Origin of the sequence: Flaviflagellibacter deserti (assembly GCF_042652085.1) — a bacterium.
Lineage (GTDB): Bacteria > Pseudomonadota > Alphaproteobacteria > Rhizobiales > Methylopilaceae > Flaviflagellibacter > Flaviflagellibacter deserti.
This window is the reverse complement of sequence record NZ_JBHSJF010000001.1, coordinates 53,567-79,514: the sequence shown is the minus strand read 5'-3', so window position 1 is coordinate 79,514 and position 25,948 is coordinate 53,567. Positions and strand designations below refer to the sequence as shown.

The window sequence follows — 25,948 nt, the reverse complement described above, 5'->3', positions numbered from 1 at the left end:
ATGCCGCTAACCTCCGCTGCCCGCCTGCTGTTTGCCGCTTTCTCGCTCGCCTTGGCCGGCCTGGCCGCCTCGCCCGCCGCTGCGCAGTATGAAACCTCGCAACGCGCCGGCACCTATTCGGCGGACGAGATCGTCTCGAGAGGTCATAAATTCTTCGGCACCGTCTCGCGAGAGCTGGCGATGCTCGTCGAGCGCGCCGGCCAGCAATGGGGTCGACCGAACGGCTATATCCTCGGCCAGGAGGGCTCGGGCGCGATCGGCGCGGGCCTGCGCTACGGCGAGGGCAAGCTCTACATGAAGACCGAGGGCGAAAGCCGGGTCTACTGGCAGGGGCCGTCGCTCGGCTTCGACTTCGGCGGCGAGGGCGCCCGGACGATGATCCTCGTCTACAACCTCCCCGGTCCACGCGCGATCTTCAGGCGCTATGGCGGCATTAACGGCTCCGCCTATCTCGTTGGCGGCTTCGGCATGACGGCACTGACGATCGACAACATCGTGCTGGTGCCGATCCAGTCGGGCGTCGGCGCCCGTTTCGGCGTCAATGTCGGCTATCTGAAGTTCACGCCGTCCGCGACCTGGAATCCCTTCTGACGAATTCATGACGGTCTGTCGCCACTGAACACTGGCGGCGGCAGGCCGTGCATGGCATATGGCCCTCTCCGCTAGGCGAAATCGGGCTTCGTGATGGTCGAGCCGCTTCTATACGCCGCGCTCGGCTTTCTGACCGCGAGCCTCGTCGCGCTGTTCTTTGGCCGCGCGCTCTGGAACCGCGCCGTGCGGCTGACGACGCATCGCATCATGCGGCGCCTGCCCCTGTCCCGTGACGAGATCGTCGCGTCTCGCGACCTCGTTCGCGCCCAGCTTGCCGTCGAGCATCGCCGACTTGAGCGCCAGGCCAACATCATGCGCGAGCGGATGACAGCCAGCATGGCCGATGTCGGCCGGCGCAATCAGGACATCCTCGACATGAAGGCGCAGATCGAGACCGATCGCGCCGCGATCGCGGACTGGGCGCAGCGCGAGGCCGCCGCCCGAAACGAGGTCGCGAAGGTCGGTGCCGAACTCAACGCAACGAGGCAGCGCCTCTCCGAGACCGAACGCCTGCTGGCCATTACACGCGATGAACTGGAGATCGCTCAGGACGACACCACGGAGCTCGTTCGCCTCGCCGACGACCGCAAGGTCCAGAGCGCAACCGTGCAAAGTCAGAGCGCCCAGTCCAGCCAGGTCATCGCGAACCTCGAACGCCAGCTCGCGGCAGCCCGCCAGGCAGCCGAGGAGATTCAGGAACGGCTCAACCGCACCAACGAGGCAGTCAAGAACGAGCACGACCGCGCGGAGAGCATCCATCAGAAGTTGGTCGAGACCGAGAGCAATCTCTCTCAGGCGCTAACGAAACTCGATCTGAACGAGCGCGAGTTCCAGAAGAGGATCGACGAATTGCAGGCCGAGAAAAACAACCTGCTCGGCCAACTATCGGTCGCGCAGGTCGAGATGGACGGCTTCGCCCGCGGCGGCGCCGACAACGAGGAGATGGCAGCGCTCCGACGGGAGATCGAACGCCTCGCGTCCGATATCGCCCGGGTCGTCGAAACGCCAGCGTTCGAAACCTCGGCATCCAACTGACCTTCTCTTTCGGGTGAACTTCTTCGCCGTCCGGCCGTTTGTGCCGATGTGACCCTGCGGCTGACCATCTCCCTCCTCCTTTGCACTTTCGCTTTCGCCGCCATGGCGGTCCCCTTGCCGCAGCCAAGGCCGGCCGCATTGAAGCCGCCGCCGGCCTTGCCGGAGCCGAAGCCGAAGCCGAAATCGCTGACCGAGAAATCCGTCGAGAAGCCTGCGGAGGCGGAACCTCGGAACGAGGAAGCGACAAAGGAAAAGCCGGGTCCAGAGCCAACACCAGTGCCGCCGGGAACCGTGGAAGTCGAATTCCCGATCGAACCCGTGCCCGACCCGATCTGCGACGCTCTGGAAACCTCGAAGGAGGCCGAGTTCGAACGACTGCCGCGTCTCACCGAGGGAGAATGCGGGGCGCTGACTCCGATCAGACTGATCGCGATCCGCCCGAAGGACAGCCAGCCGGTTGTGCTGGATCCGCCGATAACGACGCAATGCGCGATCGCGTCTTCGCTCGTCACCTGGGTCCGGGATTCGCTTCAGCCGATGGCGCTCAAGCATCTCGGCGAGGCGATCAAGGGTTTCCAGAGCACGGGCGGCTACCAGTGCCGGCCCCGCAATCACGTCGCGGGCGCCAAGATGAGCGAGCACGCCAAGGCGAACGCCATCGATATAGGCTACTTCCAGCAGCTATCCGGCAAGACGGTGAAGGTCGGTGACCCGACCGAACCCGGCCTCGCCTTCATGACCGAGATCCGCGGCAAGGCCTGCGGCCCGTTCACGACGGTGCTCGGCCCCGGCTCCGATCCCTCTCACGCCGAGCATTTCCACCTGGATCTCGCTAAGCGCGGCCGCAATAAGAACGCACTTTACTGCAAGTAGCCCCGCGCCTGTTCAAACCGGCCCGCGGCTGGTAGGTGAACGCCAACCCGAACAATCGAGACAAACCCAGCGGCCATGACTGCCGAATCCGTTTCTCCGTCCGCATCGCGCCGCACCTTCGCGATCATCTCGCATCCCGACGCCGGCAAGACCACGCTCACCGAGCGTTTGCTGCTGGCGGGCGGCGCCATCCGCGCGGCCGGTGACGTGAAGGCACGTGGCGAGCGCCGTCGCGCCCGCTCCGACTGGATGGATATCGAGCAAAAGCGCGGCATCTCCGTGACCTCGTCGGTGATGACGTTCGAGCGCGACGGCATCACCTTCAACCTGCTCGATACGCCCGGCCACTCAGACTTCTCGGAAGACACCTACCGGACGCTGTCGGCAGTCGACGCCGCGGTCATGGTCATCGACGCGGCCAAGGGCATCGAGAGCCAGACCCGCAAGCTGTTCGAGGTCTGCCGCCTTCGCGACATCCCGATCATCACCTTCATCAACAAGGTCGATCGCGAAGGCGTCGACCCGCTGACCCTGCTCGACGACATCGCGTCGGGCCTCGCGCTCGATCTCGCGCCAATGACCTGGCCGATCGGCCTCGGCACCGATTTCCGTGGCCTGATCGACATCGAGCAGAAGGTCGCGCTTCTTCCCGAGGTGCGCGGCGGCACGCAGTCGAAGGAACTCACCTTCTCAGATCCGCACGAACTTGAGGAGAAAGCTCACGTCGAGCCGCACATCCTCAATCCCTCCATCGAGGGCCTCGAACTCGCCGAGGGCGTTCTTTCGCGGTTCGACCGCGAAAGCTTCCTCGAAGGCCATCTCTCGCCGGTCTATTTCGGCTCGGCGCTAAAGGAATTCGGTGTCGACCGCCTGCTCGACGCGCTCGAAAAATTCGCGCCGCCACCAACCACGCGGCCGGCCAATGGCCGCAAGGTCTCGGCGAGCGAGGCGCCGGTCACCGGCTTCGTGTTCAAGGTCCAGGCGAACATGGACCCGAACCATCGCGACCGCGTCGCCTTCGTCCGGCTCTGCTCTGGCAAGTTCAAGCGCGGCATGAAGCTGTTCCACGTTCGCGAAAACCGCATGGTTACGATCGCCGCGCCGATCTTCTTCTTCGCCCAGGAGCGCGAGACCGCCGACGAGGCGCTGCCCGGCGACATTATCGGCATCCCGAACCATGGAATGCTCCGCGTCGGCGATACGCTGACCGAAGGCGAGACGATCCGCTTCGAGGGCATTCCGAACTTCGCGCCGGAAATCCTCCGCCGCGTGTCGCTTGATGACCCGATGAAGGCCAAGCAGCTCAGCCGCGCGCTTCAGGACATGGCCGAGGAAGGCGTCACGCAGGTTTTCCGTCCGCTGATCGGCGCGCAGGCCATCGTCGGCGTCGTCGGCCCGCTTCAGCTCGACGTGCTCGCCTCGCGTATGGACAAGGAATACGGCGTGCCGATCCGGTATGATCAGGCGCCCTTCGTCACCGCGCGCTGGATCGCCAGCGACGACAAGACCGTGATCGAAAAATTCCTGGAAGTGAACCGCTCATCGGTCGCCGAGGACCGGGATGGCGCGCTCGTCTATCTGGCGCGTAACGCATGGGCCCTGGACCAGGCCAAGCAGGACTGGCCGGCTCTGCGCTTCGCGGATGTGCGCGAACGGGGCTGAAACCGCGCACATCCGCCAGCGGCGTCAGTCTCCGTTGGTGGAGACGACGCGGCGTAGGCGATCCTGGAACGGGCGGACGGTGTCCGCGTAGGCGCGGCCCTCCTCACGTAGGGCGCGGATGATCGCGACCTGTTCGTCGTAGAGGTTGAGCGCGGCGGTCCGCTGCTCGGGCGTCATGTTCCGCGCCTGACGGAAATGCGTCCGCACCTGTTCCAGGAGACCATCGATCTCCGCTTGAGGGATCGACGCGAGGAAGCCCTTAAGCACCGCGTCGAAGGAGGTCTTCCAGCCTTGCTGGTCGAAGCCTGCCTTGCCGATCAATCCGTTCTCCGCGCTATCGTCCTCGAACCATTGATCCGCCTCGCCCTCGTCATAGGCGACCTTGCCGCGCGAGGGCTGCAGCTTCTCAATGATCGTGACGACCTTCGCGGTTTCATCCGACGTCAACGCGGTGGCGGCGACCGGCGTCAGGCTAATCCCCAAAGCCAGCGCGAGACAAAGCGTACGTACAGTACGGAATTCCATCACTGGCACTCCGCCGTCATGGCCGCCTGTGCCCGGCCGTTGGCCTGTGCCTGCATGACCGAGCCGCCAACCGATGCCGCCTGGGCAGCGATCACGCCACCGCGCCCGGCAACTCCGCCGAAACCGCCGACCATGGACAGCGCGCCGCCCATCATCGCCGCATTGGTCTGGGCTTGCGCAGCTTGCTGAGCCGCATCGGCGCAGCGGTTGGCAGCCGCCTGCGCCTCAGCCGGTGTGGCGACAGCGCGTGGAGCGGCTGCGGCAGTCTTCGTTTCGGCAGATGTCTTCTGTGCGGTTGAACTCGTCGTCTGGTTACATCCCATAAGCGCGAGTGCGCACACCAGCATTACGGCTTCTCTCATGTCCCACCTGATCGAGCCGCCCCTTTTCCCGTGCCCTTGTTAGGGCCCACCGGGATGGGCGTCTTGGCGCTAGGCGCACAGATGCGGCATGGAGCGAACTTGGCTCAGGAACTGCGATCGCGCATGGCCTGCGCCCGGATGTCTGACGGCGTCGCGCCGTAGCGCTGCCGAAAGGCGCGGTTGAAGCTGGAGAGGTCGCGGAAACCGACATCGAAAGCGATGGAGGAGATCGTCTCCCGCTCGGGCCGCGTCACCCGCAACAGCCGATAGGCCAGATCGAGCCGGTTAATCCGGAGGAACTCAGAGAAGGTCACGCCATCACCCTCGAACAGCATATGGAGATAGCGCGGTGAAATCCCCTGGCGCCGCGCCACAGCTGCCGCGTCGAGCTCCGGATCGGCGATCCGGTCGAGAATGTCCCTCTTCACCAGTTCAAGGCGCGCCGCCTTGATGCCGGCCCCGGTTCGCCCGGCTCCGCCGTCGACCACTCCCTCGAACATCAGCGCCGCGAGATCGTAGAGGTGGTTCGACGAGACCGCACGGGCTCTGTCCGAATCTGGCGGATAGCGGCGCAACAGAGCCGCGTAGCCATCGAGCAGCGAGACACCGGGAGCGCTTCTGGGGATGTGATAGGAGTGGTCGAGATCGATGCGCGGCACGAGCCCGGCCATACGCGACCGCTCCAGCGAAATCACCTTCACCAGTGTGTAAGGCAGATCGAAATTCATCTGCACGCCTTCATTGACGATCATCACGTCGCCGGCCGCTACCTTGATCGGCGGACCGCCGACGATCGAGCATTCGAAATCGGTCTCGTGGATCGTCATCAGGTAATTGTCGCGCCCGTCCTGCAGGAGTTCCCGGGTCCGGGCGCCCCGAAGCGGCGTGTAACGCGCGTCGCCCACCGTCACGTTCGACGGCAGGATCATCGCCGACAGATCGAAGTCGAGATCGATCCCCGCGGATGGGGTGAATTGCAGGCCCGCGACGTGGCGGGCGACGAAATCATGAGCGAAGGCGAGCCGGTCCCGGGCCGGGACGTCACGGGTGGAGAAGCGCTGCACGCGAGCGAATCCTGTCTTCGTCTCCGTCGAAACGAAGACGCGTGGGCCGCCACCCGCCTTCCGCTATAGCCAGTAAATTCCTGTTCGTGAAGACGTTTCCCTCCGTACGGGATATCCTCGGGCGCGTGTCATAAAACTTGCATCTGCCGTCGCATAACTGTCTTCGCTTCAGTGGGGACGTCGATGAGCATCACCGTTGCGACTGCCGGCCTTTCGATCCTCCTCACCACCGTCAATCTCACGACGTTGAGCCTCGCCGCGATGCGGCTCAGCAGGCACGAACGGCTTCCGGTGCCGCGCGCCATACCGCCTGTATCGGTGGTGATTCCCGCTCGCGGTGTCGAGCGGTTCTCCGACGAGACGCTGACATCCGCCTTCTCGCTCGATTACCCGGATTACGAGCTCATTTTCTGCGTCGCCCAGGACAGCGATCCGATCATCCAGGTCATCGAACGCCATATGGCGGCCGTGCCTCATATCCCCGCGCGCATCCTCACTGGTGACGACCGCATCAGCGAGAATCCGAAGCTCAACAACTGCGTCAAAGGCTGGGACGCCGCGCGGAATGATTGGGTCGTGCTCGCCGATTCCAACGTCCTGATGCCGGCCGATTACATCCAGCAGCTCTTCGCCAGTTGGGAGCCCGATACCGGGCTCGTCTGCTCGACGCCGATCGGTTCACGGCCCGACGGTTTCTGGGCTGAGGTCGAATGCGCCTTCCTCAATACGCTGCAGGCCCGCTGGCAATATGCCGGCGAGAGCGTCGGCCAGGGCTATGCGCAGGGCAAGAGCATGCTCTGGAACAAGCCGTTCCTCGATGGCAATGGCGGCATCCGCGCGCTCGCGGCGGAGATCGCCGAGGACGCGGCGGCGACCAAGCTGGTGCGCCGCGCCGGCCGCCATGTCCATCTCGCCAATTCGCCGTTCGAACAGCCGCTCGGCTCGCGCACCGCGAAGGAGATCTGGTCCCGCCAGATCCGCTGGGCACGCCTGCGCCGCGTCACCTTCCCGGCGTTGTACGTACCGGAGATATTCATCGGCTCGGGCGTCGCCATCCTCTCCGCGATGATCGCGGCGACAAATGCCGGAGTGAGCGTCCCGGCTGCCGCTGCGGCTGTCATGCTGGTGAACTACGTGCCGGAAATGGCGCTCGCCGCTCGCAAGGGTTGGCACACCTCACCGCTTCAGCCCGTCGCTATGCTTGCGCGGGATTTCATGATCCCCGCCGTTTGGATGCGGGGCTGGCTCGCGGGTGAAATCCTCTGGCACGGTCAGTCCATGGACATCAGGCCGAAATCCCAGGACGAGCTCGACAACCCGTCCCTCGCCTGATCACTCGGCTGGCTGAAGCAGACTGTGGCGGGCGGCCTTTTCCGCCCGCGCCTGCGCCGATTGCCGGCATGCGAACTCCAGCACGAAGGCGAAAAATCCGAAAACGCTGACAACCGCACTGAGAACGACGATAGTTTCGAGAGGCATGGCTCTTCTCCTGTTGCGTGGGGAGAGAGCGCCCGCCCTGGCGACCCCGCATTGATCGCGATCAACGCCGTCAGGCGTGCAGGACGATCCCGCTGATCCCTTCGAGCGCCGTCCTGTCCGCGATCTCGACGATCTGCGGTTCCGGCAGCCGGATTACGCCCCGCGTCTTCAACTTGGTGAAGCTCCGGCTCACGGTCTCGATCGTCAGGCCGAGATAGTCCGCGATGTCGGTACGGCTCATCGGCAGGAGGAGCGGATTGTCAGGCAGTCCGTTCTCGGCGGCGCGGGCCGAGAACATCAGGAGGAAGCTCGCGAGCTTTTCGACCGGAGTGAGACGCCCCAGCACCATCTGGCTGTCGCGCGCTCGCCGCAGAGCCAGCCTGGTCATCCGATGGAGACGGTCTTTAAGGCGTGGAAACCGGTCTTGAAGGCCTTCCATCTCGCGCACGGGGAATGCACAGAGCTTCGACGCGACCACCGCCTCGGCGGTCTGCGAATACTCCCCTTCATCGGCGAGGCCGAGATAATCGCCGGGCACGAGGAAGCCTGTGATCTGCCGCCGCCCGTCCGGCAGCGCGATCGACAGCCGCAGCATGCCCGAGGTCAGGGTATAGACCCGCCGGCGCGGTTCGCCCTCGTCGACCAGGATCTGATTCGCCTCGACGGAGGCCGAGGTCATGATGCTCTCGATCGCACCGACCTCGTCATCGCCCAAAGCCGCGCAGACGGCACGCGTCCGCACATCGCAATCGAGGCAGACCCCGCACGGAGCGCGATGGGGCAGGACGTGGAGAATGATCGGGCTCCAGGACGGTACGTCTGTGAACTTACGCCCCCAGTCGTTTGATCGAAATCAGCATTGTCACTTAGTACGACCAAAGTTGCATGCCCCGCCACCGGTTCAACGTAGACGCGCGCCGCGACAATGAATTGCATAAAGAATGCGGTTTTCACGCCTTGACGCGAGAAGCCGTCCACGGCAGCACGGGGGCTCGCATCGTTCACCGTGCGGGTACCGAACGAAAAACATCCAGGGAGGACCAGTATGATCAGTCGTCGCAGTCTCATCACGACCGGCGCAGCGGGCGCGCTCGGCAGCGCCGCACTCGCGGCCCCGGCCATCGCGCAGTCGGCTCCGAAGATTCAGTGGCGCTGCACGTCATCCTTCCCGAAGTCGCTCGACACGATCTACGGTGGCGCGACCGACCTTGCGACCTTCGTCCGCGAGGCGACGGACGGCAATTTCGACATCCAGGTCTTCGCCGCGGGCGAGATCGTTCCCGGTCTCCAGGCCGCCGACGCGGTGATGAATGGCACGGTCCAGATGTGCCACACCGCCGCCTATTATTATGTCGGCAAGGATCCGACCTGGGCGCTCGGCGCGACCGTTCCGTTCGGCCTCAATGCGCGCGGCATGCACGCCTGGCTCAATTACGGCGGTGGCAACGACCTCCTGAACGAATACTTCAACCCGCAGGGCCTGCATTACATCCAGGGCGGCAACACCGGCACCCAGATGGGCGGCTGGTTCCGCAAGGAGATTAAGACCGTCGCGGACCTCAACGGCGTGAAGATGCGCATCGCCGGCCTCGCCGGCCAGGTCATGGGCAAGCTCGGCGTCGTTCCGCAGCAGGTCGCGGGCGGCGATATCTATCCGGCGCTCGAGCGCGGCACGATCGACGCCGCGGAATGGATCGGCCCCTATGACGACGAGAAGCTCGGCTTCGTGAAGGTCGCGCCGTTCTACTACTATCCCGGCTGGTGGGAAGGTAACCTCGCGCTCAACTTCTTCATCAACAACGAGCAGTGGAACTCGCTGCCGAAGAACTATCAGAGCCTGCTTTCGACCGCCGCGAAGGCGTCGACGCTCGAAATGCTCTCCGAGTACGACTACAAGAACCCGGCCGCGCTCAATCGCCTCGTCGCTGCCGGCGCGCAGCTTCGGCCGTTCCCCCAGGACGTGATGAACGCCTCCTTCGCCGCAGCCCAGGAAGTCTATAAGGGCATCAACGCGACGAACGCGCCGTTCAAGAAGATTTATGACTCGATGGTCGAGTTCCGCGCCCAGACCTATCTCTGGCAGCAGGTCGCCGAATACACGTTCGACACCTTCATGATGCTGCGCCAGCGCGACGGTTCGCTGAAGCCGCAGAACGGCTGATCGGCAGATCCCCGGGGCGGCGCCATCGTGCGTCGCCCTCTTTCATTCGAAAGACCGTTCCGAGGAGGGCAATCACATGGGCGCGCTACTCGCGCTGTCGCGTGGCATCGACCGCGTGAACAAACTGGTCGGCCGCGCGGCCTCATGGCTGATCCTGATCGTCGTACTGATCAGCGCCGGCAATGCCGTCGTCCGCAAGGCGTTCAATATCTCCTCTAACGGCTGGCTCGAAATCCAGTGGTATCTCTTCGGCGCGATCTTCATGCTCGCCGCCGCCTGGACACTGCAGTCGAACGAGCACATCCGCGTCGACATCGTCTCGAGCCGGCTGTCGCGCCGCACGCGCGACTGGATAGATCTGCTCGGCCATATCCTGATGCTCTTGCCGTTCATCGGACTGATGATCTGGCTGCTCGTCCCCTATGTGCGGCTGTCTTATTCAAGCCAGGAATATTCGCCGAATGCCGGCGGCCTGATCGTCTGGCCAGCCAAGGCGCTGCTCCTCGCCGGCTTCCTCCTGCTCTTCGCCCAAGGCCTGTCCGAACTGATCAAGCGCGCCGCGATCATGTTCGCCGGCGTCGAGGACGATACGCCGCTCCACCATTCCGATCCCGTCGAGGATGAGATCGCGAGGCTCGTTCCGGACGACGTCCGCGCCGACGCCGAGGAGATCCGCCCGTGATCGAACTCATCGCCCACAACCTCGCGCCGATCATGTTCGCGTCGTTGGTTGTCTTCCTTCTGCTCGGCTATCCAGTCGCGTTCTCCCTTGCCGCAAACGGCCTCCTATTCTTCGTCATCGGCGTCGAGCTCGCCCCCTATTCGTCCGGCGAGATCAACCTTTTCTGGCCGCTCCTCGGCGCCCTGCCCGACCGCATCTTCGGCGGCATCATGGCGAACGAGACGCTGCTTGCGATCCCGTTCTTCACTTTCATGGGCTTGATCCTCGAACGATCGGGCATGGCCGAGGACCTGCTCGACACGATCGGCCAGTTGTTCGGCCCGCTGCGCGGCGGCCTTGCCTATGCAGTGATCTTCGTCGGTGCGCTGCTTGCCGCCACGACGGGCGTGGTTGCGGCGTCCGTCATCGCCATGGGCCTGATCTCGTTGCCGATCATGCTGCGCTACGGCTATGACCGCCGCCTCGCATCAGGCGTCATCGCGGCCTCCGGCACTCTGGCGCAGATCATTCCGCCTTCGCTCGTACTGATCGTCCTCGCCGACCAGCTCGGCCGCTCGGTGGGCGACATGTATGCGGGCGCGATCGTTCCCGGCCTCATCCTGACCGGCCTGTATGTCAGCTACATCTTCCTGGTCACGATGATCTGGCCGAACGCCGCCCCGGCCTTGCCGATCGAGTCGCGGACGCTGGGTTCCGGCGTGACTTCGCTTTTCGTCACGCTTTTGACCGGCGTAGCGATCGCCGTTGCCGTCGACCTTCTGATCCAACCGCATGTAGAACAAGGCGCATCGATCTGGGGCGCAACGGTCGCGACGCTGCTCGTCTACGCCGTTGCCGCCCTGAACAAGACGATGAAGCTCAATCTGCTGTCCTATCTGGCGCAGCAGGTCATCATCGTCCTCGTCCCTCCGCTGGCGCTGATCTTCCTCGTCCTCGGCACGATCTTCCTCGGCATCGCCACGCCGACCGAAGGCGGTGCCATGGGCGCCGTCGGCGCACTCCTGCTGGCGTTCTCCAAAAGGCGCCTTACTGGCGGCCTGATGATCCAGGCGATGGAGTCGACGACCAAGCTCTCGGCCTTCGTCATCTTCATCCTGGTCGGCGCCCGCGTGTTCTCGCTGACCTTCTATGGCGTCAACGGTCATATCTGGGTCGAGGAGCTGCTGACCAGCGTGCCCGGCGGCGAGGTTGGCTTCCTGATCGTCGTTAATATCCTCGTCTTCGTGCTGGCCTTCTTCCTCGATTTCTTCGAGCTGGCTTTCATCCTCGTCCCGCTGCTTGGGCCGATCGCGGAGAAGCAGGGCATCGACCTGATCTGGTTCGGCGTGCTGCTCGGCATCAACATGCAGACCTCCTTCATGCATCCGCCGTTCGGCTTCGCGCTGTTCTATCTGCGCTCGGTCGCGCCGAAGGGCTGGTTCAAGGACAAGGTCACCGGCAATCAGATCCGCGGCGTCACCACCGGTGAGATTTATCAGGGCGCGATCCCGTTCGTTTGCATCCAGTTGATCATGGTCGGACTGACCATTGCCTTCCCCGGCATGGTGATGCGCTACAAGTCGGATCCGCCGCCCGCGCCCACGGAGCAGTCCGCTCCGGCCCAGCCGGGCGGCATCACCCTGCCGCCGATGCAGGCGCCGGCCGGCGACAACCCGCTCGGCCTGCCTCCTCTGGGCATGCCTGCGCCGCAGCAGCAGGGCAGCGAGAACAACCCTCTCGGCCTTCCGCCGCTCGGAATGCCGCCGCAGGAGGGCGCGCCCGCTCCGACCCAGCCTCAGCCCGCGCAACCGGAACTCGGCCTGCCACCGCTCCAGTTCCCGGCGCCGCCACCGCAGAACCAGCCGGCCCAATGAGCGAAACGCCCGGTCAAAAGCCGGGCGTTTTCTTTGTCTGGAACGTCCGCTCGCCGGCTCCGTTCGAGCCATATGGACGGTTCGCTTACATCGATCGTCGGCCTCGTCGCGGCCTTCGTCACGACCTCGGCCGCCGTGCCGCAGGTTTTGAAGGCCTGGCGCACGAGATCGACCGGCGATCTCAGCTGGCGCATGCTCGTCATCCAGGCCTGCGGGCTTTCGGCCTGGGTGCTTTATGGCGTACTGAAGGCCGACTCGATCATCATCGGAGCCAACGCCGTCGGCACGTCGCTCTATCTCGGTCTGATCGCGATGAAGGCCCGCTGGCGCTGAATCTTATGGAGCCGGGTTCGTGTAAGCGCGATGCACCGCGTCGATCCGCTTCTCGATCTCCGGTGTGATCGTCACGTCGAGCGAACCGATATCGGTCCTCAGCTGTACCATCGTCGTCGCGCCGATGATGTTCGACGTCACGAAGCTCCGCGATGTCACGAAGGCGAGCGCCATCTGCGCGGGATCCAGGCCGAAATCCTTCGCGATCCTCAAATATTCGTCGATCGCCTCCGCCACGCGCGGACGCTCATAACGCTGGCCGCGGTCGAACAGGGTCGTGCGGGCCCCCGGCGGACGAGCGCCGCCCTGGTACTTGCCGGTCAGATAGCCCTGAGCCAATGGCGAATAGGCCAGTAGCCCGACCTGTTCGCGGCCGGCGAACTCGGCGAGCGCGGTCTCGTATTGCCGGTTCACAAGGTTGTAGGCGTTCTGCACGCTCATCATGCGCGGCCCGCGGCCGAGCTCCGATGCCTGGAGAAAGCGAGCGGTGCCCCACGCCGTCTCGTTCGAGAGGCCGACATGGCGAATCTTGCCGGCCTTCACGAGATCGTCGAGCACGCCGAGCGTCTCCTCGATCGGCACCTCGTCCGGCACCGGCGGCGGGCTGCGGAACACATTGTCCGCGTCGAGGAACATCGGGACCGCCCGATCCGGCCAATGGAGCTGATAGAGATCGACATAATCGGTCTGCAACCGCATCAGCGATCCCTCGATGGCGGCCGTGATGTTGGCGCGGTCGAGCTTGGTGTTCTGGCCGTCGCGGATCCAGGTCATGCCGCTGCGGCCGGCGACCTTGGTGGCGATGATCACCTTGTCGCGGCCGCCACGCGCCTTCAGCCAGGTGCCGATGATGCGCTCGGTCGAGCCAGCCGTCTCCGCGCGCGGCGGAATGGCGTAGAGCTCAGCGGTGTCGATGAAATTGATGCCCTGCGCGAGAGCGTAATCGAGTTGTTCGTGGCCTTCGGCCTCGGTGTTCTGCTGACCCCAGGTCATGGTGCCAAGCATGATCGACGACACCATGAGATCGGTGCGCCCCAAACGACGATATTCGAGCATTTCAGTCCTGAGTCGGGATGAGCCGCGCACGGCCGGCGCGGAAGACGGGAATTTCCGGAATGGCGCCAACATGATCGGTCGGCTGCCGGTCCGCAAATAATACTATTTTATAGTAGTCATTACAATTCGGCGACGAGCCCCCATATTCGCGTCACGCCGAAGCCACCGCGATCGTTAGATCCGCCTTTCGGCATCAGTCGCAGACCCACCCTTCAACGAGTATCCAGAGTGAAACCCGATTCCGGCAACTGCCAAGACATCGTTTCGGCCTCCTGCAAAAAGGATGACCTTTCCTACGTCCCGAGTAGCTTCATGCAGGGCTTCAGCCTGCGAGCCATTTTCGCGGCCGACCTCATGCTATTCGCTTTCATCGCCCTGATCTTCCTCGGCGTTGTCGGCTCTCATACGCCCCAGTCCGCCTCCGCCGAGGAGGGCCGCGCCGCCACCTCCGCTCCGCCGCCGGTTGACAGCCTGCAGGGCTCCAGCCGTGTGGCGCGCTTCTCGACCGTGACCCGAGGCAGCGAGGATCATTGGAACGACGACCGCGATTTCGACGACAGCGCCAAGTGGCCGGATCGCGACTGAGCAGTCACGGCTTCTTATGGATCGGATCGACCCAGTAGACCTCTTCCGGTTTCTCGACCGGATCGACGTCGGTGATGTTCACCACCACCGCCTCGTTGTCTGAACGCACGAGCACGCATTCCAGCGGCTCGGCCGGGTCGGCATTGATCTCCTGATGCGGCACGAAGGGCGGGACGAAGATGAAATCGCCCGCCCCCGCTTCCGCCACATATTCCAGGCGGTCGCCCCAGCGCATCCGCGCTCTGCCGCGGATGACGAAGATCACGCTTTCCAGTTCGCCGTGATGATGAACGCCGGTCTTGGCGTTCGGCTCGATCGTGACCGTGCCGGCCCAGATCTTCTGCGCGCCGACACGGGCATGATTGATCGCCGCCTGCCGGAACATTCCGGGCGTCTGCGCCGTGTTCGGATCGAGCTGATCGCCTTTGATGACGCGCACGCCATCGTGCTTCCAGCGATCGTGGTGATGATGTTCGCCGCTCATGATCCGACATTAGAGCGGATCGCCGGGCGCGGCCACAAAAGGCTCGGCCGCCCCGAAGGGCGGCCGATGAATTCGGTCAGTTGCCGGTCTTCGGCGCTTTCTTGAATGTCGCTGCCTTCGACTGCGTCGCAGGCGCCGGTTGGTCGTCCCTGCGCAGCTTTCCGAAGAGCGCATCGGACATCACGGGGCCGGACTTCGGCTGATGGTAGATTTCCTGCCGGATCTTCTGATTTGCCTTGCCTGAAGCGGCAAGCGCGGCATCTGCACTGAAGGCGAATGCGCCAACTGCGATCAAGGCGCCGATCATGACTTTCATAACATCCATCCCATGGGCGGGCCGCTCACGGCCCGCGGTTGCTTCAGCTCGGGCGGCGAAGCTGGTTACGTCGTCCGTCACGGACATATGTTATGATCGATACAGAAGTACAAGCCTCCGCTCTCCGAATTTCTCCGGTCGGCGGAGTTCGCAGGCCCACGGCAGACTGGTCGAGCTCGGGAAAGGTCCGAGAGGAAAGCGGATGTCACTGCGCGGGTGAACCTCCTGCGGTGCTTCCTCTGGCCGCAAAAGGCGCCATTTTGGCCCGGTTCGTGGTACCTTTTTGAAGGAGGACTTGAACGGCAAGACCAGAAGCTGAGACGTTGCAAGACCATAGATCGAAGACCAGCGCCCGAAGTCCCCCGGGCCCAACGGTCGCGACGCTAGCAAAGCGCCACGGCACGATCCTGGCCTTGATTGTCTTTGTGGTCCTTCTCGTTCTGCTCGTGCCGAGCCGTGCGCAACCGCCGGCAGATCCTTCCCGCTTCGCATTGGTGCTTGATATCCAAGGTGCGATCGGGCCGGCAGTGAGTGAATACCTCCGTCAGGCGTCCGAAGTGGCAGCGGAACGCAAGGCCGCCCTGATCGTCCTGCGGATGGACACTCCGGGCGGGCTCGCCAGCTCGATGCACGACATCATCCGCGACATCCTTGCCTCTCCCGTGCCGGTCATCACCTACGTCGCGCCGAGCGGTGCGCGTGCGGCGAGCGCCGGCACTTATATTCTCTACGCAAGCTCGCTCGCGGCCATGGCGCCCGGCACCAATGTCGGTGCCGCGACGCCCGTGCAGCTCGGTGGCGGCTCGCCCTTCGGCGACAGCCCCGACAAGGAAGGCAAGGAAGGCGAAAAGGGCGCACCGTCGCCCACGGACACCTCCATGAAGAAGGCCGTCAACGATGCAGTGGCCTATATCCGCAGCCTTGCCGAGCTACATGGCCGCAATGCCGACTGGGCGGAGCAGGCCGTCCGCGATGCGGCGAGCCTGTCGGCGAGCGCCGCACTCGAGCAGCGCGTCATCGAGATTGTCGCAACGGATCTTCCGGACCTTCTGGCCCAGGCCGACGGTCGCTCCGTCCGGCTTGGCAATAGGACGGTCACGCTGAGCACCAAGGGCCTCGACACCGTCTCCATGCAGCCCGACTGGCGGGTTCGCCTGCTCGCCGTCATCAGCGATCCGAACATCGCCTACATCCTGCTGCTGATCGGGATTTACGGCATTATCTTCGAGTTCTTCAGCCCCGGCATGGTTGCTCCTGGCGTCATCGGCGCGATCGCGCTCACTGTGGCGCTGTTCGCGCTCAACCTCCTCCCGCTCAATTATGCCGGCGTCGGCCTGCTGCTCATCGGCGTTGCGCTGATAGTGGCCGAAGCGTTTGCGCCATCGTTCGGATCGCTCGGAATAGGCGGCGTGATCGCGTTCGCGCTGGGCTCGCTCTTCATGTTCGAAAAAGTGCCGGGGTTCGAGCTGTCCCTGCCGGTCGTGCTCACCGCAAGCGCTGCGAGCGCAACGCTATTCGCGATCATATTGGCGGTTGCGATCCGGGCGCACCGGCAAAAAGTGGTGAGTGGGGAGGCCGTCATGATCGGTTCGGTCGGCGAGGTGCTGAGCTGGTCGGACACGGAGGGCGAGATCCATGTCCATAGCGAGAACTGGCGCGCCCGTTCCGCCGGCTCGCTTAAGCCTGGCCAGCGCGTGCGGGTGATCAGCCGTGACGGCCTCACGCTCACAGTCGAACCGGAGGGATAGCCAGTCTCCCAGGGAGGAAACCAGACATGCCGCTGAACCTTATTCCCTATGTCTTCATCGCTGCCCTTGTAGTCGGCGTCCTGCTTTCGGCGGTCCGGATTCTCCGGGAATATCAGCGCGGCGTGGTGTTCACGCTAGGTCGCTTCTCGGGCGTCAAGGGCCCGGGCCTCTTCATCCTCGTCCCGTTCGTGCAGCAGATGGTCCGCGTCGACCTTCGCACGATCGTCCTCGACGTGCCGAGCCAGGACGTGATCTCTCGCGACAACGTCTCGGTGAAGGTGAATGCGGTCCTCTATTTTCGCGTGGTTGATCCGGACAAGGCGGTGATCCAGGTCGAGAATTTCATGACGGCGACCAGCCAATTGGCACAGACGACGCTGCGCTCGGTGCTCGGAAAGCACGAACTGGACGAGATGCTGGCCGAACGCGACAAACTCAATCGGGATCTGCAGGAGATTCTCGACACCCAGACCGACGCCTGGGGGATCAAGGTCGCCAATGTCGAGATCAAGCATGTGGACATCAACGAGAGCATGGTGCGCGCCATTGCCCGCCAGGCCGAGGCCGAACGCAACCGACGGGCGAGGGTCATCAATGCTGAAGGCGAACACCAGGCGGCGGAGCGCCTGGTCCAAGCTGCGACGGCACTCTCGGCACTTCCGGAGGCGATGCAGCTTCGCTATCTCTCGACCCTCTACGATATTGCGGGCGACAAGACCTCGACCATCGTCTTCCCGATCCCGATCGATATCCTGCGCGGTGTCCTTGGGCCGGTATCCAGCGGTAGCGAATCTCAACCGGCGCGGGCCAACACTCCCAGCACTGGTGCTCAGAGGAGAACGCGCGACTGATCAACCTCGTCGAGAGTGTCGGGGCGTGTTAAGCGGTGGGAGTACGTGCCAAGGATCGGCAACCCTCGCGCCGCCGCGCTCGCAAGGCGAGGACGCTGCCGTCGCCCGCTTGCCGCGAGGCCAGGAAGGCCTATGATAACTTGCCTAAGTGACAGGAATGACAATGAGCGTGCAGCCCGTCGACGACGCCTTCGCGACCGAAGTCGGAGCCGGAGAGCGGCCGCCTTTTCGTGTAGTCCCCAATCAGTTCGCCCTTCCGGACGTTCTCGAAGCCCTGCCCGAAGCCGTGTACACGACCGATGCCGACGGCCGGATTACATCCTACAACAAGGCGGCCGTTGAACTCTGGGGTGTCGCTCCGGAGCTGGGCAAGAGCGAATTCTGCGGGTCCTGGAAGCTGTACTGGCCCGATGGCACGCCTTTACCGCACGATGAGTGCCCGATGGCACAGGCGCTCCGGGAAAAGCGCCCGAGCCGCGGCGCAGAGGCGATAGCGGAGCGCCCGGACGGAACTCGCGTTCCGTTCCAACCCTTTCCCACGCCGCTTTTTGATAGATTTGGCAATCTGATCGGCGCGGTCAACATGCTGGTCGATCTCTCCGGCCGCAACGTCGCTTACGAGACCGCGCAGCGCCTCTCCGCCATCGTCGAATCCTCCGACGATGCGATGCTGGTCAAGGATCTGAACGGCATCATCACCACTTGGAATGACGGCGCCGAACGCCTGTTCGGCTACACTGCCGACGAGGCGATCGGCCGACCCGTTACGATGCTCATTCCCGCAGACCGCCAGGATGAGGAGCCGAGCATCCTTGCCCGGATTCGTCGCGGTGATCGGGTCGATCACTACGAAACAATTCGGCGACGCAAGGACGGGAGCTTAGTCGAGATTTCATTGTCGGTTTCGCCGGTCCGTGATCGGGCTGGCCGCATAGTCGGGGCATCGAAGGTCGCGCGCGACATCACCGAACGCAGGCGCGCCGAAGAGCAGCAGAATCTTCTCATCCGGGAGATGGATCACCGCGTCAAGAATCTGTTCACGCTGGTACACGGGCTGGTGACACTGAGCGCACGGTCGGCTGCCACCCCCGATGAGCTTGCCTCAACCGTTTCCGCCCGCCTGAACGCGCTGGCACGGGCGCACGCTCTCACGATCCCGCAGATATCCAGTGCGGCGGCCCGACAGGATCAGCCGATAACGCTGCATGCGCTGATCCGATCGATCACAACCCCCTATGACTGTGACAATCGTCAGCGATTGGTGATCAAAGGCCCAGACATCGCGATCAGCGGCAGCGCCGTGACGAGCTTCGCGCTGATCCTGCACGAGTTCGCAACCAACGCCGCCAAGTATGGGTCTCTTTCGACACCCGAAGGACAGGTTGAGATTGGTTGCCATGAGAACGGAAACGATTTCGTTCTGACCTGGACCGAGACCGGGTGTCCGCTGTCTTCCCAGCCGGGAGAGGAAGGGTTTGGAACGCGCCTGGTCAAAGCTACGGTGCAGGGACAGCTAGGCGGGGCGGTATCCCGCGAGTGGACATCCGGAGGCTTGGTCATCTCCCTTACCATTCCGCACGACCGTCTCGTTCCGTAGCCCGCGAGATCGGATCTCAGGGAAATCGATGCGGGCTCACTTCATCTGATCGATCCGTCCGGCGCGACATCGCGCCTCCAGCCCAGACACGGCGCCGAGGCTGACGCGGAGGTGTGCGGTCAAAACGGTTGACGGAGGTTGTGGCGGCATGAACCGGACGTCCAGCCGGACGGGCGCAGCCACAGACAATATTTCCAGATAGTTAGTTGTGGCGCTCCCTAGGGGACTCGAACCCCTGTTTTCGCCGTGAGAGGGCGACGTCCTAGACCGCTAGACGAAGGGAGCGCGGCGCGGCATCTGCTCGCGAAGGCACCCCTATAATGAGCCGCCGCCGAAGGTTCAAGCGTGATTGTGCGTTAATGCGTCAGCGTTTCGATCCGGCCGCGATAGGCGAGCGTCGTCGCGTCGAAGACATGGATCATCTGCCGGCCGTTTTCGGCCTCGACCGTCACGAACAGCCGTTTGCCGTCGGAGGTCGTTCCGGTGATCCTGGTACCGGCCGCGATCGGCAGCACACCCTGCAATTCGCCTTCCGACCCCGGTACGCCCTCGTTCTGCTTGACGAGGCGCCATGCGATCACCGACATGACGCTCAGAAATCCAATCGCCATGGTGGCGATCGACACGAAGGCGAAGATGCGCATCTTGCGCATGATCTCGGCCGTGCGCGGATCGACCTCGGCTTCCCTCTCGTCATCGATCCCAACCATATGACCGATCCTGTCCAACAGCGTCTTGAGATTGTCCTGCCGCCAGAAGCGGCCGGGGAGAGGCTCGACCGCGCGCTCGCGCAGGCCGTGCCGGATTTGTCGCGCACCCGGATACAGGCGCTTGTCCGCGACGGCAAGGTGACGCTAGGCGGCAAGACGGTCCGAGACCCAAAGGCGAAGGTCGCGGGCGACGATCAAATCGCGATTGAGATTCCGCCGCCCGAACCCGCGGAGCCGGAAGCGGAGAACATCCCGCTGAACGTCATCTACGAGGATGACGAGCTGATCGTCATCGACAAGCCGGCTGGGCTCGTCGTCCATCCGGGCGCAGGCAACTGGACCGGCACGCTCGTCAACGCCCTGCTCGCCCATTGCGCCGGCTCGCTGTCCGGCATCGGCGGCGTCGAGCGCCCCGGCATCGTCCATCGCCTCGACAAGGACACGACGGGCCTTCTCGTTGCCGCCAAGAACGACCGCGCCCATCGCTCACTGGCAGAGCAGTTCGCCGACCACGGCCGCACCGGAGCGCTGGAACGCGCCTATCTGGCGCTCGTCTGGGGAGGCATGTCCCGCCAGCGTGGAACGGTCGAAGCCGCGATCGACCGCGATCCCCGCAACCGCGAGAAGATGCATGTCGCGCGCGGCGAACGCGGCCGCGAGGCGATCACCCATTGGGAGATGGAGGAAAGCTTCGGCCCGGTCGCGGCGCCGATCGTGAGCCTCGTCCGTTGCGCACTGGAGACCGGACGCACGCACCAGATCCGCGTCCACATGGCCCATCTCGGCCACCCGGTTCTCGGCGACTCAACCTATGGCGCTGGCTTCAAGACCAAGGCAAAGCATTTATCGGAGGAAACGCGCGCGCTGCTCGACGGCCTCGGCAGACAGGCGCTGCATGCAACCCACCTCGCCTTCGAGCACCCCGTGACGGGCGAGTTGATGTCGTTCGAAAGCCCCCTTCCCGTCGACATGGAGGCACTTGTCGAGAGCCTCCGCAAATCTCTTTAGTGTTCGCTAAAAAAATCTGTCGACGCCCCCTTATCGCCACAGAGAGGTGGGCCTATATTAGCTACCGATGGCTTGGCGATTTTCGCAGCCAGCTGCGGTCCCGCCGTAAGGGGGACATGCGGGGAAAGGGTAGTCATGGCGCGCGCAGCGCTTCCAGTTATCTCAGCAGACAGCGGCCTGAGCCGCTACCTCGACGAGATCCGTCGGTTTCCGATGCTCGATCCCGACGAAGAATTCATGCTGGCCAAGTCCTGGCAGGAGAAGGGCGACCGCGACGCGGCGCATCAGCTCGTCACGAGCCATCTCCGCCTCGTCGCGAAGATCGCGATGGGCTATCGGGGCTATGGCCTTCCGATCGGGGAAGTGATCTCCGAAGGTAATGTCGGCCTCATGCAGGCGGTGAAGCGGTTCGATCCGGATAAGGGCTTCCGCCTCGCCACCTACGCCATGTGGTGGATTCGCGCCGCGATACAAGAGTACATCCTGCGGTCCTGGTCGCTCGTGAAGATGGGCACCACGGCCAACCAGAAGAAGCTCTTCTTCAACCTGCGCAAGGCCAAGAGCCAGATTTCGGCTCTGGATGACGGTGATCTGCGTCCGGACCAGGTCGCGAGCATCGCCAAGAAGCTCGGCGTCACCGAAGAGGACGTCGTGTCGATGAACCGCCGCCTGTCGGGCGACGCATCGCTCAATTCGCCGCTGCGCGGCGATGAGGCGGATTCGTCCGAATGGCAGGACTGGCTCGTCGACGAGAGCGCCAGCCAGGAATCCGTCCTCGCCGAAAGCGAAGAGATGGACAATCGTCGCGGCGCCCTCAAGCAGGCGATGAATGTGCTGAACGACCGCGAGCGTCGTATCTTCGAGGCAAGGAAGCTCGCCGAGGAGCCGATCACGCTCGAAGAGCTGTCGACCGAGTTCGGCGTGTCGCGCGAGCGCGTCCGCCAGATCGAAGTCAGGGCTTTCGAGAAGGTGCAGCAGGCGGTCCGTGCCAGCGTCGCCCGCCTCGAAGCGGGCCACGCCGCCCTCGCCTGAAACGAACCTGTCTGATACGACAAAGGCCCAGCGAAAGCTGGGCCTTTTTATTATCGCGGGGTCACCGGCGAATTGCTGGACGCGATCGGCGGCGCCGCATCCCAGGCCGCGAACGCGTCGTTGAACGCGCGCTCGCCCGGCGGTCCCTTCTCCAGAGTCAGCACGGCGCGGCGGCCATTTTCGTAGAGGATCGGCACGTCGATCCAGGAACGCTCGCGGATCGCCTTCAGGTTCTGCTCCCGGTCGGTCGGCGAGTCGGACAGGCCGATCAGGAACATGTTGCTCATCACCTTCACCGACAGGCCGGTCAGCGCCGAGCCGCCCGCTTCTTCCGTCGGCTTGAACAGGATGCCCGGCACATTGCCGATGCCTGCGTTCGAGAAGTCCGGCGGGAGAGTGAACTGGATGTCGATCGTGTGGCTCGCCGGCAGCGTCGAGTCGAGATTGCGCTTCAGGGCGAGCGTGACCTTGATGTTCCGCTCGGGGATCGTGATCTCGCCGCGGATCTCCGTCTCGCCGCTACCGCCCGGCGCGGGACCCGTGCGCCAGACGACCTGACCGGCAAACGCATTGCCGCCCTGCTGGTCGGGTGCCTCCTCGTAAAGGATGGCGCGCTGGCTCACCAAAGTCCCCGGATCGACCGGCTCCGACGGAGCCGGCGGCGTGTCCGTCGACACGTCCGCGGTCTGCTCGGCCGGCACTTCGCGAGCGACTCCGCCCTGACCGATGGTCGGCGCGGCAGCTTGATCTCCCACGCGATCGGAAATCTTCGGGCCGGTATTCGTCGCGGTCGGGGTGCTGGAGCCGTCGCCGGACATATAGGCGATGCCCCCAAGCACTCCGGCGGCGACGAGCACGGTCACCGCGACCGCCGCCAGCACGCGCACCCGCGATCTCGGCCTGGGCTCGTCCTCGTCGATATCGCGAACATCGCCGTTCTGGATCGGGAACGGCCGCGCATCCCCCGACGGCTCGAAGCCAGGACGAACGGGGGCGGTGAACGACGGTGACTCGGGCGAACGTGGTTCCGGAGAACGCGGCTCAAACGGGCGAGGCTCCGGCGGCGCGACCGGTGCACGCGGCGGCTCGAAACGCGGCTCCATGCGCGGCGGCGGTGCGGCACGCGGGGGATCCGGCTCGAATGCTGCACGGGTCGTGTTGACGCTGACCTGAGCATTGGCGGCAGCGGCGCCGAGCGACGCCGCATCGGCAGCGGCGGACTGGACCTTGGTCTGTCCCTCGCCACCCGGACGGGGCGGCGGTGCCTTCGGCGGTGCCGCGGCCACGCGCGCCTCGGTCTCGATCTTCCGGACGGCTTCCTCGAGGGCGAGGCGCTCCTTCGTGATCTCGGATTCGGTTAGCGGCGGGTCGTAGCTACGGAGCTGTTTGACGATTGCCTGACGCGCGCGCTCATACACCGCTCGACGGTTCTCGGCCGTGTTCGGGGCGAGCCCTGCAACAGCGCGTTGAAGAACGGGATAATAATCGGCCATGCCACCAACAAATTACACTTTAAAGCGTATTCTCGCAAAGACGGTTGCGAAACGGTCAGTCCTGGAAGGGATCATGAACCAGAATTGTGTCATCACGCTCCGGGCTCGTTGAAAGAAGCGCAACCGGACAGCCGATCAACTCTTCGATTCTGCGCACATATTTCACCGCCTGCGCCGGAAGGTCGACCCAGGAGCGACCGCCCTGGCTGGATGCCGTCCACCCTTCCACCGTCTCATAAACCGGCTCGATTCGCGCCTGTTCCGCCTGACTTGCCGGTAGCCTGTCGATTTCCTTACCGTCAAGACGATAACGCGTGCAGACCTTGATCTCGTCGAAGCCGTCGAGGATGTCGAGCTTGGTCAGCGCGATGCCGTCGATGCCCGATGTCCTCACGGTCTGGCGCACGGCGACGGCATCAAACCAGCCGCAGCGGCGCGGACGGCCGGTGACGGTGCCGAATTCGCGGCCGCGCTCGCCGATCAGGCGGCCCGTCTCGTCGTGCAGTTCGGTCGGGAACGGCCCTTCACCGACGCGAGTGGTATAGGCCTTGGCAATGCCGAGCACATAGCCGATGGCCTTCGGGCCGAGGCCCGAACCGGCGGCAGCGGCGCCCGCGACGGTATTGGACGAGGTCACGTAGGGATAGGTGCCGTGATCGACGTCGAGCAGCGCGCCCTGCGCGCCCTCGAACAGGATTCGCGCTCCGGAGCGGCGCTTGTCGTCGAGCAACTCCCAGGTAGCATCGATATAGGGCAGCACCTTCGGAGCTGCCGAAGTCAGCTCTTCGAGGAGCACCTCGGCCGAAAATTCCTCCAGCCCGAGCCCGCGGCGGATGGCGTTGTGGTGGACCAGCAGGCGCTCGATTCGCTGCGGCAGCATCTGCGGGTCTGCGAGGTCCTGCACGCGAATCGCGCGGCGGCCGGCCTTGTCCTCGTAAGCGGGGCCGATGCCGCGTTTGGTCGTGCCGATCTTGGTGCCGGATGCCGCTGCCGCATCCTCGCGCAGCGCATCCAGCTCGCGATGGAGCGACAGGATGAGCGTCGCATTGTCAGCGATGCGCAGGCTGTCGCGGCTGACCTCGACGCCCTGATCCTTCAGACGCTCGACCTCGGCGCCGAAGGCATGCGGATCGATGACGACGCCGTTGCCGATGACCGAAAGCTTGCCCTTGCGCACCACGCCCGACGGCAAGAGGCTCAGTTTGTAGGTCGTGCCGTCGATGACCAAAGTGTGGCCGGCGTTATGGCCTCCCTGGAAGCGTACGACCACATCGGCCTTCTCGCTCAACCAGTCGACGATCTTGCCCTTGCCCTCGTCGCCCCATTGGGCGCCGACCACGACCACATTGGCCATCCGAAACTCTCGCTAGCTCTCGACGTGAAAAAAGCCCTGCGCCTTGTGAGGCCGGGCTTTGCCGTGTCGTAAAGGATCAACCACTGTGAGGCAAGGAGACAAAGGGCCCCTTGCTTTGGGCCCATTTGGCGGGCACGAACCCGGCGATGAGCACCCCGCCCCGTTCGCCGGCCGGAATCTTCGACCGCCCTTATCTGCTTCTCGTCCTCACCCAATTGCTCTGGGCCGGCAATATCGTGCTCGGACGTGTCGCCGCCGGCGAGATTCCGCCGTTGATGCTCGCCTTCCTGCGCTGGTCGATCGCTGCGGCGATCATCCTTCCGATCGCCTGGCCGCGCATCCGGCGGGACTGGCCGGTCATCAAGGCGAACGCTCCTCTATTGCTGCTTCTGTCGGCCACGGGCATCGCCGCCTACAACACGCTCGCCTATTGGGGCCTCAATTACACGACGGCGCTCAACATCCTGCTGCTGCAGTCGATCGGTCCGCTGATCGTCGCGCTCTGGAGCTTCGCGCTCTTTCGCGAACGCCTGACCAACGGCCAGCTCTTCGGCATCCTCACCTCGCTGTTCGGCGTGGTGACCATCATCTGCCACGGCGACTTCACCCATCTCGCGTCGCTGACGTTCAATGTCGGCGATCTGATGAATCTCGTCGCCCTGTCGATATACGGCGTCTACACCGTGATGCTGCGCAAGCGGCCGAAGATGGACCATGTCGGCTTCCTGGCGATCACGGTCGCCGGCGGCGCGCTGATGCTGGCCCCGATCGCCGCTCTCGAATTCGCCTCGGGCGCGCGCATGGACGTCAATCCCGGCACGCTATCGATCGTCTTCTATGTCGGCATTTTCCCGTCGCTCGTCGCCTATACGATGTTCGTCCGGGCGGTCGATCTCGTTGGCGCCAATCGCGCCAGCCCGTTCTTCCACCTGATCCCGGTGTTCGGGGCGATCCTGGCGATCGTCTTTCTGGGAGAGGATTTCCAGCTATTCCACGCGATCGGATTCGCGCTGGTGATCAGCGGTGTCGTGATCGCGACGCTGAAAGCCAAAAGGCCTTTGGCAGACCAGCCAGTCTGAGAACGGCGTTCGCTG

At 64.1% G+C, this 25,948-nt stretch carries 27 protein-coding genes and 1 tRNA gene; 16 read left to right on the top strand and 12 right to left on the bottom strand.

The annotated features are described in order from the left end of the window. The 4 genes from ACFPFW_RS00430 (at nt 1) to ACFPFW_RS00415 (ending at nt 4,161) form a co-directional block, all read left to right on the top strand. Nucleotides 1-591 (top strand): DUF1134 domain-containing protein, encoded by a 591-nt coding sequence (locus ACFPFW_RS00430; protein ID WP_114955265.1) that lies wholly within the window; start codon nt 1-3, stop codon nt 589-591. A 93-nt stretch (nt 592-684) separates the two neighbouring features. Next, complete coding sequence (locus tag ACFPFW_RS00425) at nt 685-1,626, top strand: coiled-coil domain-containing protein (RefSeq protein ID WP_114955264.1); 942 nt, start codon at nt 685-687, stop codon at nt 1,624-1,626. A 114-nt stretch (nt 1,627-1,740) separates the two neighbouring features. Next, nucleotides 1,741-2,499 (top strand): extensin-like domain-containing protein, encoded by a 759-nt coding sequence (locus ACFPFW_RS00420; protein ID WP_162799552.1) that lies wholly within the window; start codon nt 1,741-1,743, stop codon nt 2,497-2,499. A gap of 75 nt (nt 2,500-2,574) precedes the next feature. After that, nucleotides 2,575-4,161, top strand: coding sequence for a peptide chain release factor 3 (locus ACFPFW_RS00415; RefSeq protein ID WP_114955262.1), 1,587 nt, complete (start codon nt 2,575-2,577; stop codon nt 4,159-4,161). A 24-nt stretch (nt 4,162-4,185) separates the two neighbouring features. On the opposite strand, the gene ACFPFW_RS00410 is transcribed toward ACFPFW_RS00415, so the two are convergent. The 3 genes from ACFPFW_RS00410 to ACFPFW_RS00400 all read right to left on the bottom strand — a co-directional run bounded on the left by ACFPFW_RS00410 (nt 4,186) and on the right by ACFPFW_RS00400 (nt 6,112). Next, complete coding sequence (locus ACFPFW_RS00410) at nt 4,186-4,686, bottom strand: hypothetical protein (protein ID WP_114955261.1); 501 nt, start codon at nt 4,684-4,686, stop codon at nt 4,186-4,188. Then, nucleotides 4,686-5,033: a hypothetical protein gene (locus tag ACFPFW_RS00405; protein ID WP_162799551.1), complete on the bottom strand. Its 348-nt coding sequence runs from the start codon at nt 5,031-5,033 to the stop codon at nt 4,686-4,688. The genes ACFPFW_RS00410 and ACFPFW_RS00405 overlap by 1 nt, the downstream gene beginning before the upstream one ends. 119 nt (nt 5,034-5,152) lie before the next feature. Continuing rightward, complete coding sequence (locus tag ACFPFW_RS00400; protein ID WP_114955259.1) at nt 5,153-6,112, bottom strand: helix-turn-helix domain-containing protein; 960 nt, start codon at nt 6,110-6,112, stop codon at nt 5,153-5,155. A 183-nt stretch (nt 6,113-6,295) separates the two neighbouring features. Here ACFPFW_RS00400 and ACFPFW_RS00395 point away from each other — a divergent pair, with 183 nt between their 5' ends. Then, nucleotides 6,296-7,444 (top strand): glycosyltransferase, encoded by a 1,149-nt coding sequence (locus ACFPFW_RS00395; protein ID WP_114955258.1) that lies wholly within the window; start codon nt 6,296-6,298, stop codon nt 7,442-7,444. Here ACFPFW_RS00395 and ACFPFW_RS00390 read toward each other — a convergent pair whose 3' ends face one another. Both ACFPFW_RS00390 and ACFPFW_RS00385 read right to left on the bottom strand, forming a co-directional pair. Next, nucleotides 7,445-7,591 carry a hypothetical protein gene (locus ACFPFW_RS00390; protein WP_162799550.1) on the bottom strand — a complete coding sequence of 49 codons (147 nt, stop codon included), beginning with the start codon at nt 7,589-7,591 and terminating at the stop codon, nt 7,445-7,447. Nucleotides 7,592-7,661: 70 nt separating this feature from the next. Beyond that, complete coding sequence (locus ACFPFW_RS00385; RefSeq protein WP_379768936.1) at nt 7,662-8,333, bottom strand: helix-turn-helix domain-containing protein; 672 nt, start codon at nt 8,331-8,333, stop codon at nt 7,662-7,664. Between the two features lie 306 nt (nt 8,334-8,639). Here ACFPFW_RS00385 and ACFPFW_RS00380 point away from each other — a divergent pair, with 306 nt between their 5' ends. From ACFPFW_RS00380 to ACFPFW_RS00365, 4 genes are all read left to right on the top strand, one after another. Further along, the gene (locus ACFPFW_RS00380) at nt 8,640-9,752 is read left to right on the top strand and encodes a TRAP transporter substrate-binding protein (RefSeq protein WP_379769224.1); all 1,113 of its coding nucleotides are present in this window, start codon (nt 8,640-8,642) and stop codon (nt 9,750-9,752) included. Between the two features lie 76 nt (nt 9,753-9,828). Further along, nucleotides 9,829-10,434, top strand: a complete 606-nt coding sequence (locus tag ACFPFW_RS00375; RefSeq protein ID WP_114955255.1) for a TRAP transporter small permease subunit — start codon at nt 9,829-9,831, stop codon at nt 10,432-10,434. After that, on the top strand, nt 10,431-12,287 hold the full coding sequence (locus ACFPFW_RS00370) for a TRAP transporter large permease (RefSeq protein WP_379768933.1): 1,857 nt from the start codon (nt 10,431-10,433) through the stop codon (nt 12,285-12,287). The genes ACFPFW_RS00375 and ACFPFW_RS00370 overlap by 4 nt, the downstream gene beginning before the upstream one ends. A gap of 72 nt (nt 12,288-12,359) precedes the next feature. Beyond that, nucleotides 12,360-12,620 carry a SemiSWEET family sugar transporter gene (locus ACFPFW_RS00365; protein ID WP_114955254.1) on the top strand — a complete coding sequence of 87 codons (261 nt, stop codon included), beginning with the start codon at nt 12,360-12,362 and terminating at the stop codon, nt 12,618-12,620. Nucleotides 12,621-12,623: 3 nt separating this feature from the next. On the opposite strand, the gene ACFPFW_RS00360 is transcribed toward ACFPFW_RS00365, so the two are convergent. Then, nucleotides 12,624-13,676, bottom strand: coding sequence for an aldo/keto reductase (locus ACFPFW_RS00360; RefSeq protein ID WP_114955253.1), 1,053 nt, complete (start codon nt 13,674-13,676; stop codon nt 12,624-12,626). A 312-nt stretch (nt 13,677-13,988) separates the two neighbouring features. Here ACFPFW_RS00360 and ACFPFW_RS00355 point away from each other — a divergent pair, with 312 nt between their 5' ends. Further along, nucleotides 13,989-14,261 carry a hypothetical protein gene (locus ACFPFW_RS00355; RefSeq protein ID WP_162799549.1) on the top strand — a complete coding sequence of 91 codons (273 nt, stop codon included), beginning with the start codon at nt 13,989-13,991 and terminating at the stop codon, nt 14,259-14,261. Between the two features lie 4 nt (nt 14,262-14,265). On the opposite strand, the gene ACFPFW_RS00350 is transcribed toward ACFPFW_RS00355, so the two are convergent. Both ACFPFW_RS00350 and ACFPFW_RS00345 read right to left on the bottom strand, forming a co-directional pair. Then, the gene (locus tag ACFPFW_RS00350) at nt 14,266-14,745 is read right to left on the bottom strand and encodes a cupin domain-containing protein (protein WP_114955251.1); all 480 of its coding nucleotides are present in this window, start codon (nt 14,743-14,745) and stop codon (nt 14,266-14,268) included. Between the two features lie 76 nt (nt 14,746-14,821). Further along, nucleotides 14,822-15,148: a hypothetical protein gene (locus ACFPFW_RS00345; protein ID WP_162799548.1), complete on the bottom strand. Its 327-nt coding sequence runs from the start codon at nt 15,146-15,148 to the stop codon at nt 14,822-14,824. Nucleotides 15,149-15,468: 320 nt separating this feature from the next. On the opposite strand from ACFPFW_RS00345, the gene ACFPFW_RS00340 reads away from it, so the two are divergent. The 3 genes from ACFPFW_RS00340 (at nt 15,469) to ACFPFW_RS00330 (ending at nt 19,257) form a co-directional block, all read left to right on the top strand. Further along, entirely contained in the window at nt 15,469-16,809 is a 1,341-nt protein-coding gene (locus ACFPFW_RS00340; RefSeq protein WP_379769221.1) for an NfeD family protein, read from the top strand. A gap of 26 nt (nt 16,810-16,835) precedes the next feature. Further along, a complete protein-coding gene (locus ACFPFW_RS00335; protein ID WP_114955249.1) occupies nt 16,836-17,660 on the top strand; it encodes a slipin family protein in 825 nt (274 codons plus the stop codon). 163 nt (nt 17,661-17,823) lie between these two features. Continuing rightward, a complete protein-coding gene (locus ACFPFW_RS00330; RefSeq protein WP_379768928.1) occupies nt 17,824-19,257 on the top strand; it encodes a PAS domain S-box protein in 1,434 nt (477 codons plus the stop codon). A 209-nt stretch (nt 19,258-19,466) separates the two neighbouring features. On the opposite strand, the gene ACFPFW_RS00325 is transcribed toward ACFPFW_RS00330, so the two are convergent. Both ACFPFW_RS00325 and ACFPFW_RS00320 read right to left on the bottom strand, forming a co-directional pair. Further along, nucleotides 19,467-19,542, bottom strand: a tRNA-Glu gene (locus ACFPFW_RS00325). A 71-nt stretch (nt 19,543-19,613) separates the two neighbouring features. Further along, nucleotides 19,614-19,967, bottom strand: coding sequence for a hypothetical protein (locus ACFPFW_RS00320; RefSeq protein WP_114955247.1), 354 nt, complete (start codon nt 19,965-19,967; stop codon nt 19,614-19,616). On the opposite strand from ACFPFW_RS00320, the gene ACFPFW_RS00315 reads away from it, so the two are divergent. Further along, entirely contained in the window at nt 19,953-20,975 is a 1,023-nt protein-coding gene (locus ACFPFW_RS00315; protein WP_379769218.1) for an RluA family pseudouridine synthase, read from the top strand. The genes ACFPFW_RS00320 and ACFPFW_RS00315 overlap by 15 nt on opposite strands. Before the next feature lie 135 nt (nt 20,976-21,110). Continuing rightward, nucleotides 21,111-22,007 (top strand): RNA polymerase sigma factor RpoH, encoded by an 897-nt coding sequence (gene rpoH, locus ACFPFW_RS00310; protein WP_114955245.1) that lies wholly within the window; start codon nt 21,111-21,113, stop codon nt 22,005-22,007. A 50-nt stretch (nt 22,008-22,057) separates the two neighbouring features. Here the strand turns inward: rpoH and ACFPFW_RS00305 are convergent, their stop codons facing one another. Beyond that, entirely contained in the window at nt 22,058-23,425 is a 1,368-nt protein-coding gene (locus tag ACFPFW_RS00305) for a hypothetical protein (protein WP_379768925.1), read from the bottom strand. Nucleotides 23,426-23,555: 130 nt separating this feature from the next. Then, entirely contained in the window at nt 23,556-24,854 is a 1,299-nt protein-coding gene (locus tag ACFPFW_RS00300) for an adenylosuccinate synthase (protein ID WP_114955243.1), read from the bottom strand. A 146-nt stretch (nt 24,855-25,000) separates the two neighbouring features. Between ACFPFW_RS00300 and ACFPFW_RS00295 the strand changes: the two genes are divergently transcribed. Continuing rightward, nucleotides 25,001-25,933, top strand: coding sequence for a DMT family transporter (locus ACFPFW_RS00295; protein ID WP_114955579.1), 933 nt, complete (start codon nt 25,001-25,003; stop codon nt 25,931-25,933). Nucleotides 25,934-25,948: the final 15 nt, after the last annotated feature.

Excerpts from the sequence above, each read along its gene's own strand:
- ACFPFW_RS00415 (WP_114955262.1), top strand. The coding sequence starts at position 2,575 with ATGACTGCCGAATCCGTTTCTCCGTCCGCATCGCGCCGCACCTTCGCG.
- ACFPFW_RS00405 (WP_162799551.1), bottom strand. The coding sequence starts at position 5,033 with ATGCTGGTGTGCGCACTCGCGCTTATGGGATGTAACCAGACGACGAGT.
- ACFPFW_RS00355 (WP_162799549.1), top strand. The coding sequence starts at position 13,989 with ATGCAGGGCTTCAGCCTGCGAGCCATTTTCGCGGCCGACCTCATGCTA.
- ACFPFW_RS00430 (WP_114955265.1), top strand. The coding sequence starts at position 1 with ATGCCGCTAACCTCCGCTGCCCGCCTGCTGTTTGCCGCTTTCTCGCTC.
- ACFPFW_RS00295 (WP_114955579.1), top strand. The coding sequence starts at position 25,001 with ATGAGCACCCCGCCCCGTTCGCCGGCCGGAATCTTCGACCGCCCTTAT.
- ACFPFW_RS00350 (WP_114955251.1), bottom strand. The coding sequence starts at position 14,745 with ATGAGCGGCGAACATCATCACCACGATCGCTGGAAGCACGATGGCGTG.
- ACFPFW_RS00390 (WP_162799550.1), bottom strand. The coding sequence starts at position 7,591 with ATGCCTCTCGAAACTATCGTCGTTCTCAGTGCGGTTGTCAGCGTTTTC.
- ACFPFW_RS00375 (WP_114955255.1), top strand. The coding sequence starts at position 9,829 with ATGGGCGCGCTACTCGCGCTGTCGCGTGGCATCGACCGCGTGAACAAA.
- ACFPFW_RS00300 (WP_114955243.1), bottom strand. The coding sequence starts at position 24,854 with ATGGCCAATGTGGTCGTGGTCGGCGCCCAATGGGGCGACGAGGGCAAG.
- rpoH (WP_114955245.1), top strand. The coding sequence starts at position 21,111 with ATGGCGCGCGCAGCGCTTCCAGTTATCTCAGCAGACAGCGGCCTGAGC.
- ACFPFW_RS00360 (WP_114955253.1), bottom strand. The coding sequence starts at position 13,676 with ATGCTCGAATATCGTCGTTTGGGGCGCACCGATCTCATGGTGTCGTCG.
- ACFPFW_RS00335 (WP_114955249.1), top strand. The coding sequence starts at position 16,836 with ATGCCGCTGAACCTTATTCCCTATGTCTTCATCGCTGCCCTTGTAGTC.
- ACFPFW_RS00330 (WP_379768928.1), top strand. The coding sequence starts at position 17,824 with ATGAGCGTGCAGCCCGTCGACGACGCCTTCGCGACCGAAGTCGGAGCC.
- ACFPFW_RS00320 (WP_114955247.1), bottom strand. The coding sequence starts at position 19,967 with ATGGTTGGGATCGATGACGAGAGGGAAGCCGAGGTCGATCCGCGCACG.
- ACFPFW_RS00425 (WP_114955264.1), top strand. The coding sequence starts at position 685 with ATGGTCGAGCCGCTTCTATACGCCGCGCTCGGCTTTCTGACCGCGAGC.
- ACFPFW_RS00410 (WP_114955261.1), bottom strand. The coding sequence starts at position 4,686 with ATGGAATTCCGTACTGTACGTACGCTTTGTCTCGCGCTGGCTTTGGGG.
- ACFPFW_RS00345 (WP_162799548.1), bottom strand. The coding sequence starts at position 15,148 with ATGTCCGTGACGGACGACGTAACCAGCTTCGCCGCCCGAGCTGAAGCA.
- ACFPFW_RS00395 (WP_114955258.1), top strand. The coding sequence starts at position 6,296 with ATGAGCATCACCGTTGCGACTGCCGGCCTTTCGATCCTCCTCACCACC.
- ACFPFW_RS00365 (WP_114955254.1), top strand. The coding sequence starts at position 12,360 with ATGGACGGTTCGCTTACATCGATCGTCGGCCTCGTCGCGGCCTTCGTC.